Below are 15,006 nucleotides of genomic sequence, written 5' to 3' on the forward strand. Positions count from 1 at the left end.
AAATCCCCCCAAAACTCAATCGCGTGAGCCTGGGGGAATGTTGAATCAGGGTGCATCTACCACTCCATTGTTCTCAGGCTAGGGGGGAGTATCCGGAGGGTTTTGCAAAATTCGGAAATTTTTTTGCTGATCATGCTTCAGAATTCTGCACCCCTGACCTAGCAAGGACTTTAGGCATGGCTCCAAGCGACGTAGGGCAGCTTTGCTGCTGTGGCTTTAATCTGCTCTGTCTGTGCCACCAGTTGTCCCGTTGCGTCCCAACTGCCAGAGAGAAACATCTGACGCGGCCCCTCACCCATCAGCACCGGAATTGATACGTCGCCGCAGGTCGCAGTCATGCTGTCTAGGTTGACCGTCACGGTCGCTTGGGGATGGGCGGCGATCGCCCCTTGCAGCGCCTTCACGTCGTCGCCAGTCGCCGTGACGCAGGGAATCCCCATTGCTACGCAGTTGCCAAAAAAGATTTCCGCAAAGCTCTCGCCCACCAGCGCCTTGATGCCCCACTTGGCGATCGCCTGGGGTGCGTGTTCTCTCGAAGAGCCGCAGCCAAAGTTGCGATTCACCACCAGCACCTCTGCGCCCTGATATTGTGGCTGGTCAAACGGGTGCTGCCCCTGCAACTGGGCGCGATCGTCCTCAAAGGCATGGGCCCCCAGCCCGTCGAACGTAACGCACTTGAGAAACCGCGCTGGAATGATGCGATCGGTGTCGATGTCGTCGCCGACCAGAGGAATGCCGCGACCCGAAACTGCTTGAACTCGACTCATGGTGTTCACCTCAATTAAAAACAACAAAACTCAAAAACCGACTCGCCTATGATGGATGTACTGATGAATGTCTAATGTGTCTAAATGAATGTCCCGATAAATTGCCCCTTTCACCCGCGAGTTTAGCCCGCGAAGGCTCATGGTTCTGAATGCGCCGCGCCCGATCCAATCGCTCAAGGTCACCTGGGAAGCGCTCCCCGCAGCCGAAGCAGAACTAGCCAGACTGCGATCGCGCCTCAACCCACCCCTAACGCCCAATCCCTACTTCACCTCCTTGATCATGCCGGCCTTGATAAACCAGGTGAACAGCCCATCGGGAAGCAGCTTTCGCAGCGTTAGCAGGAAGGATGCATTGCCCCCCGCTGGGTAGCGCAGGCGAGAACTGCCATCGGTGGCGGCGGTGTAAATCACCTGGGCGGTGACTTCGGGCGGAGAGGCCGTATCGCCCACGTTTTCGAGCTGGGGTAGGACGCTGGCGACGAAGGGGTCGTAAGCTGTTAGCCCTTCCTGCTTTGCCACAACGAGCGATCGCGAGAAAAAGTCCGTCTTGATTGGCCCCGGCTCGATGATTTTGACCCGGATATTGAACGGCTCTAGCTCATAGCGCAGCGAATCCGAAAACCCTTCCACCGCCCACTTGCTGGCGTGATAGAGGCTGTAGATGGGCAGCGCCATTTGCCCTGCAATCGAGGCGACATTGACAATTACACCGGATCGCCGCTCCCGAAAATGGGGCAGCACGGCGCGAGTCATGTCCATTAGCCCAAACACATTCACCGCGAACTGCTGCTGGATTTGCTCTGGGGTGCAGGCTTCAAAGGGGCCAATCAGCCCGTAGCCTGCGTTGTTCACCAGCACGTCGATTTGCCCAAAGTGGGACAGCGTGGTGGCGATCGCCCCCGGAATCGAGGCTGCATTCGTCACATCCAAGGGCGGACAGATGACCCGATCCAGCACCGCTAGGTCAGAGCCAGCGGGCGATCGCATTGTGGCCGCCACATTCCAGCCCTGCCGCTGAAACAACTTCGCCGTTGCGTAGCCGATGCCCGTCGAGGCACCCGTAATCAACACCGTCTTTGGCACGTTTGTTACTCCTGTAGGGCTGCTTGCAAAACTTCAGCGACCTCATCCTTACTCAGTTCGCCTACTGAGAGGAGTCTAGGAATCGGCAAGGCGACGATAGACTTCCTCTCGTTCTTGTTCTGATGCGAGATAGGCTTCCCAAACTTTGGGATTGACCCCTTCTGGCAGGTCGTTTTGCTTGAGCGATTGCACAAACTCAAGCACCGTTTCCACCATCGAGTCGGGCAGCATCTCGACCTCTTGCACCAGCTTTTCGCGATTGGTCATCTTAGACTCCTACAGTTCAGACTCCTACAAGAGCGTGCGAACGTCTGTTACGTGACCCGTCACCGCCGCCGCCGCCACCATCGCCGGACTCATCAGCAGCGTCCGTCCAGAGGAAGACCCCTGCCGCCCTTTGAAGTTGCGGTTTGAGGAGGAAGCGCTGATCTGGCGGCCCACCAGTTTGTCGGGATTCATCGCCAGGCACATGGAGCAGCCCGCATTGCGCCATTCAAAGCCCGCCGCTTCAAAGATTTTGTCCAGCCCTTCGGCTTCGGCTTCTTGCTTCACCCGTTCGGAACCGGGCACCACAAAGGCTTTGATGCCCTCCGCTACATGGCGACCCTTGGCGACTTTCGCTGCTTCCCGCAGGTCGCTGATGCGGCCGTTGGTGCAACTGCCGATGAAGCACACGTCTACCTTAGTGCCCGCAATCGGTGTGCCAGGAGCCAGATCCATGTAGGTATAGGCTTCCTGGGCGATCGCCCGGTCCTCTTCCGGCAGCGAATCAGCCGTGGGCACGACCTCACTCACGCCAATGCCTTGACCCGGCGTGATGCCCCAGGTAATCGTCGGCTCAATCTCTGCCGCATCGAACACCACCACATCGTCGTATTCTGCATCGGCATCGCTGCGGAGGCTCGTCCACCAGGCCACGGCCTTCTCCCACTCGTCGCCTTTGGGGGCAAAGTCGCGCCCCTTTAGATACTCAAACGTCGTTGCGTCGGGGTTCACATAGCCGCAGCGCGCGCCGCCCTCGATGGACATATTGCAGACGGTCATGCGCTCTTCCATGCTCATCTGCTCGAAGGTTGTGCCTGCAAACTCGTAGGCATAGCCCACGCCGCCCTTCACGCCCAGCTTGCGAATAATGTGCAGAATCACGTCTTTGGCGTAGACCCCTGGTTTCAGCGTGCCGTTCACTTCTACTTTGCGGACTTTTAGCTTGGCCAGCGCCAGGGTTTGCGAGGCCAGCACGTCGCGAACTTGGCTGGTGCCAATGCCAAAGGCGATCGCCCCAAACGCACCATGCGTCGAAGTGTGGCTGTCTCCACAGGCAATCGTCATTCCCGGCTGGGTCAGTCCCTGCTCCGGGGCGATCACATGCACAATGCCCTGGCTGCCGGAGCCGATGTTGTAGAAGCGGATGCCGTTGTCTTTGGCGTTGCGCTCTAGCTCCAGCATCATTTCTTCTGCCAGGGGATCGACAAAAGGACGCGCCTGGTTTTCTGTCGGCACGATGTGATCCACCGTCGCCACTGTGCGCTCAGGAAACAGCACCTTTAGCCCCCGCTCTCGCAGCATGGCAAACGCTTGCGGGCTAGTCACTTCGTGGATCAAATGCAGCCCGATGAAGAGCTGCGTCTGTCCTGAGGGCAGCGTCCCCACCGTATGCAAGTCCCAAACCTTGTCGAATAACGTTCCTCTACTCATGGTGGACTATACTCCGTGTTCTCCATACCTATAACAATAGTCAAGCCGATTCATTCAGTCCAATATATTTTTTGATGCCTTTTAATATCCGAAAAGTATCAGAGCTTTAAATTTCGATTCCTGGAGTCGTGGCGATCGCAATCGCCCATCCTACTGATGAAAAAGATCCATGAAATTTAGAGAAATTTAGATCTTCAAGCCACCTTAATTCCATCCCTCATTCCAAACCTCACTCCCGTAGCAAATCTCACAGCAAATTTCACAGCAAAGAATGCTCATCAGGTTAGCCACTTTGTCACGGAACAAAGGACATAAAGTACCCACTGGGGGAAGTGCATCTATTGAGAACTTTAGCAAAGATAAAAATTGTAGGTAGCATCTCAATTGAGGCTTAAGTCATGAAGAAACTGATCCTAACTGCAATCAAATGTGACGGTTTAACCAATGGTGAAACGAAAAGATTTGTACCCCATTTTCGTGGAATTCCTATCGGCGCTCCAGTAGAAGTTACGAAAAATTGGCGACAATGGGGCAACCCTGCCCAAATACCAGGGCCAAAACCTACTGCAAATGTAGCCGTCAATGTTAGAGGGAAGATTGAGCTACGTTCTGTAAACAATGATCCTCTCTATGAAAGTCGTCAAGAAGTTTCTCACGATAATCCTGGAAACAAGCAGACAACATTCACCTCAACCAATGGTGCAACGTCTAACGTTAACCATGTTCCGAGGCTGAAGTTTACTGTTGAGTAGGTACAGGACTTACGCACTTGCGATAAGCTCTTTGGATTTTGGACAATTTCTCGCGGGATGCGACCGCGAGAAATTATCCAACTGCGTAAGTCCTAAGGTAAATAGAAAATCTTTAAATCGTTCGGACTTTACAAAGATTGAAAAAGACCTACTCTTAGGTGATTTCTGTGCAATCTTAGAGGCTGAAGGCAAATGCAGTATTTGTCTATTCCTTTTGGCATTTTCAGACTTTGGAGTGAATGATGAAAATCCTGAGACTGACTGCAATCCGATGCACTGGGTTACCGCAGGGGCAAACCCGGCCCTTGCGTCCATTTTTTCGAGGAAACTATTTGGGTGCTACCGTTCAGGCAAGACGAAGATGGCTAGAGTGGGGCATTCCCTCAGAAATTCCTGCTCCACAACCTTTTGGAACAGTGCCCCCTGGATTTGATGGGAATCTATACCTCTACTCTCCTGAAGGCGTACCGCTCTACGTCAGTCGGAGCAACATTTCCTATGTGGATATTGGGTCTCAAAATGTGCCGTTTGACCCGGTTAATTCTGCGACGGTGCAGGTAAATGTTGTGCCACGTCTCAGGTATGTGATCGAGGTGTCTGTGCCCACGTCTGCTCCACCCCCGATTCAATATTTACTGCGTCCAATCCTGTTCTTATTTGATTTAGTTGTGGGTTTGTCTATCACGCTGTTGACCGCAGCAAGAAGCCTAGTGCGTCTCATTATTGATCCAGGAAATCGCCTCTTTATTCCATCGGATGACTATCTAGATGGTGATGAGGATGACGATATGGATAATGACGACATCAGTCGTCCAAATAGTGATATCCAAGATGAAAGTAGCACCAAAGATAAAGAGAATAGTAGCCCTGGGAAGGTGGATTAATCTACTTTCTTGTGTTGAGTAAATTCAAGAAGGACTTGTGAACAGACAGCCAAGTAATGCCAGACAAAGCCAGTTTTGGAACTATGGCGCGATCGCCCTTCTATGTCTCTACTGGAGTCTGGGCGATCGCGCTTGGAGTCGCCCGGTTGCAGACAATACTTTAGGGGCTGAGTCTTCACAAGTCCAGCCTATTTCGGATGTGGATTTTCAGATTCGCGGTGGCGCAAGACGCGGGCAAAATTTATTTCATAGCTTCCGGCAGTTTGGGATCGATCGAGGCAGCAGCGTCTATTTCTTTGCTCCATCCGATGTCCGAACAATTTTGGCAAGGGTGACGGGCGATCGCCGTTCCGAGATTCGCGGCACGCTGGGAGTCAACGGAAACGCAAATCTGATTCTCATGAACCCCAATGGCATTCTGTTTGGGCGCAATGCTCAACTAAATGTGGCGGGATCATTTGTGGCAACGACTGCTGATGCAATAGGGTTTGGCGATCGCGGCATTTTTAGCGCAACTCAACCCACTGCCCCTGGCAGGCTCAGCATTAATCCTTCAGCCCTACTCTACCGCCAAATGTCTCCACAGCCCATTGAGGTATATAGCCGTCGCCCGGCCGATTCTTCCACAGATTCGATGTTTTTTAATTTTGTTGGATTGCAAGTCGAAAATACTCGCAGCCTTCTATTAGCAGGCGGAGACATAAGGCTAAATGGCGGTGTCTTGAGTGCGCCAGGAGGTGTGGTTGAGCTAGGTGGATTGAGTGAGCCAGGAGGGATTAAATTACGGTGGCGGGAGGAAGATCGGCAATTTCCTGAACGCCCAAGATTTGAGTTTTCTCCTAACAGCAACCTGTCTAATGTGAGTTTTCTGAATGATGCTCAGGTGGTTAATGTACAAACTGCTTCTGCGGGTCGCGAGCTAGGAGGAATTGTGATTGCTGCTCGTCAATTCTCAGCAGATGGTGGGCGCTTAGAAGCCAGCACTGTGACTGAGGGAGATGCAGGGGCGATCGCAATCCTGGCTCAGGAATCCGTCAATCTCCGGAGCATGAGGATTGCCACCGATTCACAAGACGGGAACTCTGGCGACATTTTGATCGCTGCGCCAAACATTACCCTTTCAAACCTAGTTCTTTCGTTTAATACGATCCGCCCAGGCAATGCTGGCAATTTGATTGTTCAGGCAGCAGATACGCTGCAAATCGTGGGAGACCCTGATAACCCAAGCAGCCTCAGAAGCCAGGTCTTTACCAGCGGCAACTCAGGCAGTATCCGTTTACAAGCAGGGCGAAATCTATTAATTAGCAATACTAATATTACTCTAATCAGCGGAAATGGATTGGGTGGGGAAATCGAAGTGATTAGCGGTGGAAACTTGGAAATCAGCAATAACAGTGGACTTTCGGCTCAAACTTTGGGGCGCGGAAACGCAGGTGATATTCTGCTACGCGCTGCTGATGAAATTACCATTCGCAATTCTCAAGTTGATAGCTCATCGAATGCGATTTCGGATAATCCGGCAGCTTTTGGAAATGCAGGCACGATTCAGTTACAAGCCAGACAGATTTTCTTAAATGGCGGGCGCATCACCACAATTGTTTCAATTCCTCAAGGACTGGGGGGTGATATTGCTATTGCAGGGCAATCGCTCCTCCTCAGAAATGGCAGTTCTATCTCCACAAATGCAGGCATTGACCAACGGTTTGGCGGCGGCGATGGCGGCAAAATCTCTATCAATGCGGGGGTCATTGCCGCAGTGGAATCCGAAAATAGCGACATCACCGCAAATGCCTTTGATGGACGCGGCGGCAATGTGCAAATCACCACAGAGGGACTGTTTGGGATTGCGTTTCGCCCCCGCCCTGACGATCGGCTGAGTGATATTACTGCTAGTTCAGAGTTTGGACTAGATGGCACAGTCACGATCAACGGGTTAGTGGTTGACCCCAGCCAGGGTCTAGTCGAACTGCCCGCCCAACCCGTAGATGCCTCGCGGCTGATCGCCAGAGGGTGCGGCACAGCAGGCACGGCGATCGCCCTGGCCCAACGAGAATTCGTCGTCTCTGGGCGGGGCGGGCTACCTGCTGCACCGGGGGACTTGCAAGGAAGTGGGGCGATCGCCGCAAGCTGGGCCGATCCAGGATCACCAGGTTATTCCGCTAATCGACCGCTCCGACCCTCTAACCCACCCCAAACTCTCCCCTCCCCAGCGCCCCTCACCGAGGCTCAAGGCTGGATTCGCGACGACAGCGGGCAGGTGCGGCTGGTGGCGGAAGTGCCAATGGCAGCGGGCAGCCAAATCGCCTCAGTGGCCTGTGCGTCCGGTCGGCCCGATTCCCCTGAGTCACACTCCGAATGAGCCTGCTGAAAGTCCCGCGCACCCTGGACTGGGAATCGAAAATCGAAAATTGAAGATCGAAAATCGAAAATTCAAAGAGCGTGCTGAAAGTCCCGCGCACCCTGGACTGGGAATCGAAAATCGAAAATTGAAGATCGAAAATCGAAAATTCAAAGAGCGTGCTGAAAGTCCCGCGTACACTGGACTGGGAATCGAAAATCGAAAATTGAAGATCGAAAATCGAAAACCGAAAATTTAAAGAGCGTGCTGAAAGTCCCGCGCACCCTGGACTGGAAATCCAAAATCCAAAATCGCCAATCCAAAATCGCTAACCAAACGGCTACTCATCAATAATGGCGCTCCGATCTAGCAGGAGGAGTTGCCGCAACTGATCGGTGTCGAGTTCGGTGAGCCAGTTTTCGCCCGTGCCGACGACCTGTTCTGAGAGGGCTTTTTTGCTTTCGATTAGGTCGTGGATGCGCTCTTCCAGCGTGCCGGTGCAGACGAACTTGTGAACCTGGACGTTGCGGGTTTGCCCGATGCGAAAGGCGCGGTCGGTGGCCTGGTTTTCGACGGCGGGGTTCCACCAGCGGTCATAGTGAAAGACATGGTTGGCGCGAGTCAGGTTTAAACCCACGCCGCCCGCCTTCAGCGACAGGATGAAGATGCGCGGGCCCTGGGGGTCGTTCTGGAAGCGATCGACCATTTCCTCGCGCTGCTTCTTGGAACTGCCGCCGTAGAGGAAGATCACTTCCCGCTTGAACTGCTGTTCTAGATATGCCTGAAGCTGCTTGCCCCACTTGGCAAACTGGGTAAAGATCAGCGTGCGATCGCCCTCCGCCAGCAGTTCTTCCAGCATTTCGGTCAGCCGTTGCAGCTTACCCGACCCAGCCAAAAGCGCCGTGGGGGATTCCAGTTCCGGGGGAACCTTGCCGTCCTCTTCGTCCTCTTCTATTTGCAGCAGCACGGGATGGTTGCAGACCTGTTTCAGCCGGGTCAGGAGCGCCAGAATCATGCCGTGGCGCTGGATGCCGTCGGCAGACTCGATCTGTTCCAAAGATCGATCGACAAGGCGCTGATAAATCGCCGCTTGCTCCGCTGTGAGTCCACAAAAGACCGTCATTTCCTGCTTTTCGGGCAAATCCTGGATGATGTCGCGGTCGGTCTTGAGGCGGCGCAGGATGAAGGGCTGGACGAGCGATCGCAGGATTTTTAGCGAATCTGTGTCGCCATAGCGCTCAATCGGCACGCTGAACCGCCGCTGAAAGAAGTTGCGCGGGCCCAAGTAGCCCGGATTGAGGAAATCCAGAATCGACCATAGCTCCGACAGGCGGTTTTCCACCGGAGTCCCCGTCAGGGCAATCCGAAATTGAGCATCCAACTGACGCACCGCCTGGGATTGTTTGGCTTCGGGGTTTTTAATATTCTGCGCCTCGTCCAGCACCACGCCCTGCCAGGAAACGCGCTTCAGGTCTTTTTCATCGCGGTAGACCAGGGCATAGCTGGTGATCACCAGATGATAACGTTGGGCAGTGCGGGCAAACTCCGCGCCCTGGGGACGCTTGTCGCCATGCTGCACCCACACGCGCAGGCTGGGGCCAAACCGCTTCACTTCTCGCTCCCAGTTGCCCAGCACAGAAGTCGGGCAAACGAGCAAGACAGGCTTTTCCAACTGTTCCGTTTCCTGCAAGTGCAGCAGTAGAGCAATGAGCTGAATGGTTTTGCCCAGTCCCATGTCGTCCGCGAGGCACGCGCCCAAACCCCACTGCTCCAAAAACGCCAGCCAGGATGCGCCGCGAAGCTGATAGGGCCGCAACTCGCCCTGAAAGCCTTTCGGCGTAGGAATTAGCGATAGGTTTTGGTTGCCCGTAGTAAGGGTGCTGATCAGGTCTTGCAGTGCGCCTGAGGCTTCAAAGCTCACCACGGGCAGCTTTTCGATGGTCTGCGTGTCGCCCGTGCTGATGCGGAGCGCATCTTCTAGAGACAGCGCCATCTGGTCTTTGCGGCTGGCAAAAAAGTCTTGGGCAGCGCGGATGTCCTGCGGCCGCAGTTCCACCCATTCGCCGTTGATCTCCACCAGCGGCGTGTTCAGCGCCACCAGCCGATCAAATTCCGCCTTGGAAATGCGCTGTCCACCGATGGTCAGTTCCCATTTGAAGTTCAGCAGACTTTTTAGCCCCATGCCCGCGCTGCCTTTGGGGGCTTCGGCACGGACGCTCAGCCCCAGACGGTTTGCCCAGCCCTGCTCCTGCGACAGGCTCGGCGGCAGCACCACGCCAAAGCCGCTGTCTTGCAAGCGCCACGCGGTCGAGCGGATGAATTCGTAAACTTGCAGGGGATTCAGTCGGCAAGACTGTGGCTGGGAGGTTTGCAGGCTGGGTTCGAGGACGGGATAGAGGCGGGAAGCCAGGCCCAGGCCGGCCAGCAGCGTTTCCTGGGGATGGGGAATGGTGCGCTCTAGATAGACCAGCCGATCCACCGGGTTGCTCCAGATCGTGCGGGCGCTGAGGAGGAATTCGGGGTCATCGGTGGCTTGCAGGAAGTATTCCAGCGTCCAGTCCGTTTGTCCGGCGGCGGGGGGATGCAGGTAGAAGCAGGTGCGGAAGGCGGCGATCTGCTGGTTTAGCACCGGGGCGATGGGTGCAGTCCACTGGGTCAGCGCAGATTGCAAGCGCTCGATGCGGGCAGGCTCGGCGGCGATCGCCCCTTCCTCGTCGCCCAGCGCTTGCAGCCATTCTCGCAGGGCAATGTCTTTGGGCAGGGGGGCAGCAGGGAGGGGCTGAGCGGCGATCGCCTGTCGGATTTGCGCCTCCGTCACCCGGTTGAGAAAATCCAGTAGCACCAGCCGCGCCGCTGGAAAGGGAGATTCTGCGTCGTCTGCATCGTCTGCATCGTCTGGGGCGCTGTGGGGAAGCTGGTAGGTGCGGCAGGCGGGCGGCATCCGGCGGGAGAACTGCTGGAGGCGCGTCTGATCGACCTCGCTATCCAGCAGCACTTGCCAGGTGGCGATCGCCGCTCCATCTTGCAGCCGCAGCCCTGGCAAAAACTTGGCCCGCGCCAGCAGATCCAGGCTCCATCGTGCTGCGTGCGACCAAAAGCGCAAATCCCCGCTGATAAAAGAGTCTGCATCGCCCACCGTAGATAGGGGTAGGGAATTCAGCAATTGAAACGCTTCTAGCGGCGACAGCAGCAGCCCCTCGATCTGCCAGGGGTGCAGTTCCAGCGAGGGCGATCGCTCGGTTCCGTCTGTTTCGCCATCGGGCAGCGCAACGGAATACTGCGGCAGGCGAGAGGTTTCGCCCTCGATCTCGTTCACGTAGGTCGGCAAGAAGAGGCGCAGGGTTTGCCAGCGGACTTTGAGAATCGCGGGCGACGGCTCCAGCGTGGCGGTGCGCTTGCGTCCTCGCCCCTTAGCGGAGGGGACGGGTTCTACCAAGGGCACATCGGCGACCGGCCAAGCAAGCCGATGGGATTGGTCGAGCGATCGCAGCAAATCCAACAACTCCGCCCGCGACAGCGCAAAGGGATGGCGCAGAATATTGCGGGCTGTGTCTCCCTCCCCAAGGCGATTCGTTTCGACCCGCCGCCAGGTTTCACCCCAGATCAAAAATTGCCCGCCTGCGGACTGCGCCGATGATTCGCCGGATTCTGACGTGCCTAGAGAGGAAACCTGGGGCTGAAATAGCCAGCTACCGTGTAAGATTGCCATGCGAGCGGAGAACGATGCAATGAGCAGTGCTGAACTGGGACAAAATGCTGGACAAGACGTGGGAAAGCCTGAAACTGGGAGGATTGAGACAAGGCCTGAGACAAGGATTGAAATGCAGCTAGAGGCGCAATCTGAGCTTGGTTCGCCCCTACCCCTGGCGCTGCCGATTCGGAAAACCTTGCCCAATGGGGCGATCGCCGAACTGGATACCCTGCGTCTAGAAGAAACCGAAGCCGTGCGGGCGCTGCTGAACTATTTTGTAACGTCATCAGGAACGGAAGGATTAACCTATCCCCATGCTCAGCCGCTCTCTCCGTCAGAGTTTGCGGCCTATTGGCTGAGCCAGGATGCGTTTGTGGTGCGGGCTGTGGGGGATGCACCGCCGCCTGCATCTCAGGATACGTCACCCAAAGAGATGTTAGTCGAAGCGATATCGCAAGGAATGTCGCTCAAAGACCCGTTGCCACAGAATCTATCGTTAGACAAGACCTCAACCGATACTTCACCAAACCGCGCATCGCCTACTACGCCTGCGCTTGGGGAAGTCTTGGGAGCTTTTTACCTAAAGCCCAACTTTCCCGGCTGGTGCAGTCATATCTGCAATGCTGGCTTCATTGTACAACCTGCCATGCGAGGTCAGGGAATTGGCCGCTGGATGGCAGAAACCATGCTGGCGATCGCCCCCACCAAGGGCTACACCGCCGTCATGTTCAACCTGGTCTTTGCCACCAACGAGCCATCGCTCAACCTGTGGCGATCGCTCGGCTTTTCCACCCTTGGTCGCGTTCCCCAAGCCGCTCGGCTACCCGACGGCACAAGCGTTGATGCGATTATGCTTTACCGAGCGCTATAAAGTCTGCCACTCTGAAAAGTTGTGCGTCTAGAGTTGTGCGTCTAGAGTTGCGTGTCTAAAGAGTTGCTAATCTATGAGTCTTGCCAATCCAAGCAAGAGAGGGATGTGCTGTAACTATCGGGCGCATTCCAGTTATGCAAGTTCACCCTCATCCCCCAGCCCCTTCTCCCGTTTTGGGAGAAGGGGAGCCGGATTGGAAGTCCCTCTCCCGCTTTGGGAGGGGATTTAGGGTGAGGGTTACAAAAGTGGGATACACCCGATGTGCTGTCCCCCACGTCTGGCCAATCAGACCTCAAGATTCCAGCGCGCAGTTGGGGAATCGCCCTAATTGATTAGCTTCCACAATCGCGTTGCGACATGTCAGGGCGCTCTTGCCCGTCTTTCGAGAAAGCTCACGCAGATTAATCACCGGATGGCTGCTTTCCGCCGCTTGCAGATATAGCTCATAGGCCACTTCCAAAACCTGGTGATTGAGCATCAAGGGCTTGACCGTCGCTTCGACCAGATTAAACACAGGAACCCTCCCAATTCATGAAGCAAAGGTTTAGGCAATAGGGCTGATGTCGATCAGCGTAAGGGGATTGTCACCAAATTTCTGGGCCTTTGCTTCTGTAAAAGGGAGGGCTTCTAGGGTCTATCGAAGGGTGGATCGTCGGACTCTAGCGGCTCTGCATCAAACAGCTCTGCATCAAACAGCTCTGCATCAAATAAATGTGGAGGAAATAACACCGCCAGACTGACGGGCAGATGTCCCACCGCACTGATAAATTCCTGGGCATCGATGATGTCCTCTTGCAGCCATTCGTGCAGCAGGCAGGCGATCGCCATGCAGGCCGCCTCAGTTGGGTCGCTGGGAGCGGGCGTTTCATCGCGCCCATCTTGGCAGAACGGGTTAGACATATGGCACGTTGCTCCTGTGGAATTTGGGGGAAAGTCTTCGGGTTTGGGGATGCTTGATCCGCCCTATAGGGCTTCACTAAAAATGGATTGAATTACGCATAGAACAGATCACTTTACGCTGCTGCCTCATCTCCATGCCCCAAGTGGCACTACGAATGAAGCTGCCGGAAGCCCCGAAGACGCTCGACGGGCAATCCAAATCGCAAATCCAAGATCGAGAATTGATACAGCCCTGACTATTTATCTCGTGACTATCAGGCGCATCCCAGTTCTGCAAGTTTGCCCTCATCCCCCAGCCCCTTCTCCCAAACAGGGAGAAGGGGAGCCGGATTGGAAGTCCCTCTCCCGCTTTGGGAGAGGGATTTAGGGTGAGGGTTACAAAAGTGGGATACACTCGCGACTATCTATCTAGAAACTACGCAGCGTTATGCAAAATAGTTTCTGACAGACAGAACCCCCGGCTGCTCATCCCCTGGACGAAACTGAATGCCCGTCACCTCTACCAGCAGGTCGTTGTTCGGGCGAAAGGCGGCTCTGTTGTCGTTGACCGAGAGGTAGGTCTGACCCTGAAACTCGAAGAATAGCGCCTGGTTTGCCCCAAGCCGCTGATTTCCGGGCTGGCTGGGGCGCGTGTCGGCATAGGCGGCGCTGACGGCCTGGGCCAGCGTGGTGATGCCCGGTTGGTTGATGATGCCGACGTTAAACAAGGCTCTGGGCAATTCCCGCGTTTTCAGCCGATTGTCAAAATCAAGCTGAATGCGATCGCCCTCAGTGGGGTTAAAGTCGGTTATCTGGTCGGGGGCCCGCAGCAGCGAAGTTCGGAGTGCCTGGGTGCGGTTGCGCCCCGAAAACACAAAGCGATCGGCTCCCGCATCGCCCGTCAGCACGTCGGCTCCGGGGCCGCCGATCAGCACGTCCCGCCCTGGGCCGCCCAGCAGCGTATCGTTGCCCGCCTCGCCGCGCAGGGTGTCGTTGCCGCCGCGCCCGTCGATGGTGTCGTTGCCCCGGCCACCCGTCAGCACGTCGTTGCGATCGCCCCCGATGATGTTTGCGCCGCCGACCGAAAACCCCGGCAGCGGCCGCTTATTAAACGAAAGAATCGTAAGGTTGTCGATTTCGTGGTTGTTGGTCAGCGCCCCCGTCGCCGCCGCAAAGCCAATTTTGAACGTCGCGGGGACGGGGCCATTGCCCGCCTGCACCACGTTGAATCGATCAACCACCACTTCGCCAGGATCGTTAAAGTCGCGATCGCCGTTCAGATCGACAAACACCGACAGCAGCCCGGCCGGCGACAGTTCAATCTGCACAGCCCGCCGCGCCTGGGCGCGATTCCCCCCCGGATTGTCTAGGCTGATGGGCAGCGTCCGACTGCCCGTGAGGTAGCGATAGTTATTTGCCTCACTGCCGCGCACCCCGACCGAATCTTGCAGCGGCGGTCGCCGTCCCCCCACGCGCCCTTCGGAGGCAATCGAGAAATTGCCCACCGCATCGAACCCAATGCCCAAGTAACCACCGACCAGACCCGGCTCGGCGTTTCGCGGCGCGTAGCCCAAGGAGCCGCCAAACCCGCCGGCCTGGGTCGGCGTGGCGTTGCCATCCACCAGAAAGAAGCTGATGCCGTCGCCGCCGCTGCCGCCATAGGCGTAGAGGTCAAAGCTAACGGAAAAGCCTGTGCCCGTGCTGATGGTTTGGGGAAACAGCACGAGAGAACCCTGGTTGGGCTGGGCGGCGGTGAGTTTGAGCAGCGTCATGATGGTGTTTGAAAAGTTTGCAACAAGATGGCTTTTCTGCCTGTCGGCTCAGAAAAGCATCCACCCAAAACTATCGACCCTTGGGTCAATGTAAAGTCTTCTAAAGACTTTTCTCTGGCTAGATTCTCAGGGATTTCCCGGTCTGTCTCGGCAGCTTTTTCGTAAAGATTTAATGAAGCCTCATAAAGTAGAGATGAATTGGAGGCACAGAGCGGAAAGAGCGATCGCCCATCTGCCCCAATTTTGGAGCCAGTTTTGGGGCGATCGCCCTCCC

General features: G+C 55.7%; 12 protein-coding genes. 4 read left to right on the forward strand and 8 right to left on the reverse strand.

Going from position 1 to position 15,006, the window contains the following annotated elements; translation table 11 throughout:
- Positions 1 to 170 precede the first annotated feature (170 nt).
- The 4 genes from leuD to leuC all read right to left on the reverse strand — a co-directional run bounded on the left by leuD (position 171) and on the right by leuC (position 3,545).
- Positions 171 to 767 (reverse strand): 3-isopropylmalate dehydratase small subunit, encoded by a 597-nt coding sequence (leuD, locus tag HNI00_RS21685; RefSeq protein WP_316789422.1) that lies wholly within the window; start codon positions 765 to 767, stop codon positions 171 to 173.
- A gap of 261 nt (positions 768 to 1,028) precedes the next feature.
- A complete protein-coding gene (locus HNI00_RS21690; protein ID WP_316789423.1) occupies positions 1,029 to 1,850 on the reverse strand; it encodes an SDR family oxidoreductase in 822 nt (273 codons plus the stop codon).
- 75 nt (positions 1,851 to 1,925) lie between these two features.
- Entirely contained in the window at positions 1,926 to 2,117 is a 192-nt protein-coding gene (locus tag HNI00_RS21695) for a hypothetical protein (RefSeq protein ID WP_316789425.1), read from the reverse strand.
- A gap of 24 nt (positions 2,118 to 2,141) precedes the next feature.
- Positions 2,142 to 3,545: a 3-isopropylmalate dehydratase large subunit gene (gene leuC, locus HNI00_RS21700; protein WP_316789427.1), complete on the reverse strand. Its 1,404-nt coding sequence runs from the start codon at positions 3,543 to 3,545 to the stop codon at positions 2,142 to 2,144.
- A 398-nt stretch (positions 3,546 to 3,943) separates the two neighbouring features.
- Here leuC and HNI00_RS21705 point away from each other — a divergent pair, with 398 nt between their 5' ends.
- From HNI00_RS21705 to HNI00_RS21715, 3 genes are all read left to right on the forward strand, one after another.
- On the forward strand, positions 3,944 to 4,297 hold the full coding sequence (locus HNI00_RS21705) for a hypothetical protein (RefSeq protein ID WP_316789429.1): 354 nt from the start codon (positions 3,944 to 3,946) through the stop codon (positions 4,295 to 4,297).
- Between the two features lie 332 nt (positions 4,298 to 4,629).
- On the forward strand, positions 4,630 to 5,181 hold the full coding sequence (locus HNI00_RS21710; RefSeq protein ID WP_316789431.1) for a hypothetical protein: 552 nt from the start codon (positions 4,630 to 4,632) through the stop codon (positions 5,179 to 5,181).
- A 37-nt stretch (positions 5,182 to 5,218) separates the two neighbouring features.
- The gene (locus HNI00_RS21715) at positions 5,219 to 7,540 is read left to right on the forward strand and encodes a two-partner secretion domain-containing protein (protein WP_316789433.1); all 2,322 of its coding nucleotides are present in this window, start codon (positions 5,219 to 5,221) and stop codon (positions 7,538 to 7,540) included.
- Positions 7,541 to 7,859: 319 nt separating this feature from the next.
- Here HNI00_RS21715 and HNI00_RS21720 read toward each other — a convergent pair whose 3' ends face one another.
- Positions 7,860 to 11,228 carry an SNF2-related protein gene (locus HNI00_RS21720; RefSeq protein ID WP_316789435.1) on the reverse strand — a complete coding sequence of 1,123 codons (3,369 nt, stop codon included), beginning with the start codon at positions 11,226 to 11,228 and terminating at the stop codon, positions 7,860 to 7,862.
- Between the two features lie 154 nt (positions 11,229 to 11,382).
- Between HNI00_RS21720 and HNI00_RS21725 the strand changes: the two genes are divergently transcribed.
- Positions 11,383 to 12,081, forward strand: coding sequence for a GNAT family N-acetyltransferase (locus tag HNI00_RS21725; protein WP_420156414.1), 699 nt, complete (start codon positions 11,383 to 11,385; stop codon positions 12,079 to 12,081).
- A 292-nt stretch (positions 12,082 to 12,373) separates the two neighbouring features.
- On the opposite strand, the gene HNI00_RS21730 is transcribed toward HNI00_RS21725, so the two are convergent.
- From HNI00_RS21730 to HNI00_RS21740, 3 genes are all read right to left on the reverse strand, one after another.
- Entirely contained in the window at positions 12,374 to 12,595 is a 222-nt protein-coding gene (locus HNI00_RS21730) for a hypothetical protein (protein ID WP_316789438.1), read from the reverse strand.
- 113 nt (positions 12,596 to 12,708) lie between these two features.
- Positions 12,709 to 12,981 (reverse strand): hypothetical protein, encoded by a 273-nt coding sequence (locus HNI00_RS21735; protein WP_316789440.1) that lies wholly within the window; start codon positions 12,979 to 12,981, stop codon positions 12,709 to 12,711.
- A 425-nt stretch (positions 12,982 to 13,406) separates the two neighbouring features.
- Positions 13,407 to 14,732, reverse strand: coding sequence for a bluetail domain-containing putative surface protein (locus tag HNI00_RS21740; RefSeq protein ID WP_316789442.1), 1,326 nt, complete (start codon positions 14,730 to 14,732; stop codon positions 13,407 to 13,409).
- Between the last annotated feature and the right edge of the window lie 274 nt (positions 14,733 to 15,006).

Origin of the sequence: Thermoleptolyngbya oregonensis NK1-22, from assembly GCF_032705245.1 — a bacterium.
GTDB classification, from domain to species: domain Bacteria; phylum Cyanobacteriota; class Cyanobacteriia; order Elainellales; family Elainellaceae; genus Thermoleptolyngbya; species Thermoleptolyngbya sichuanensis.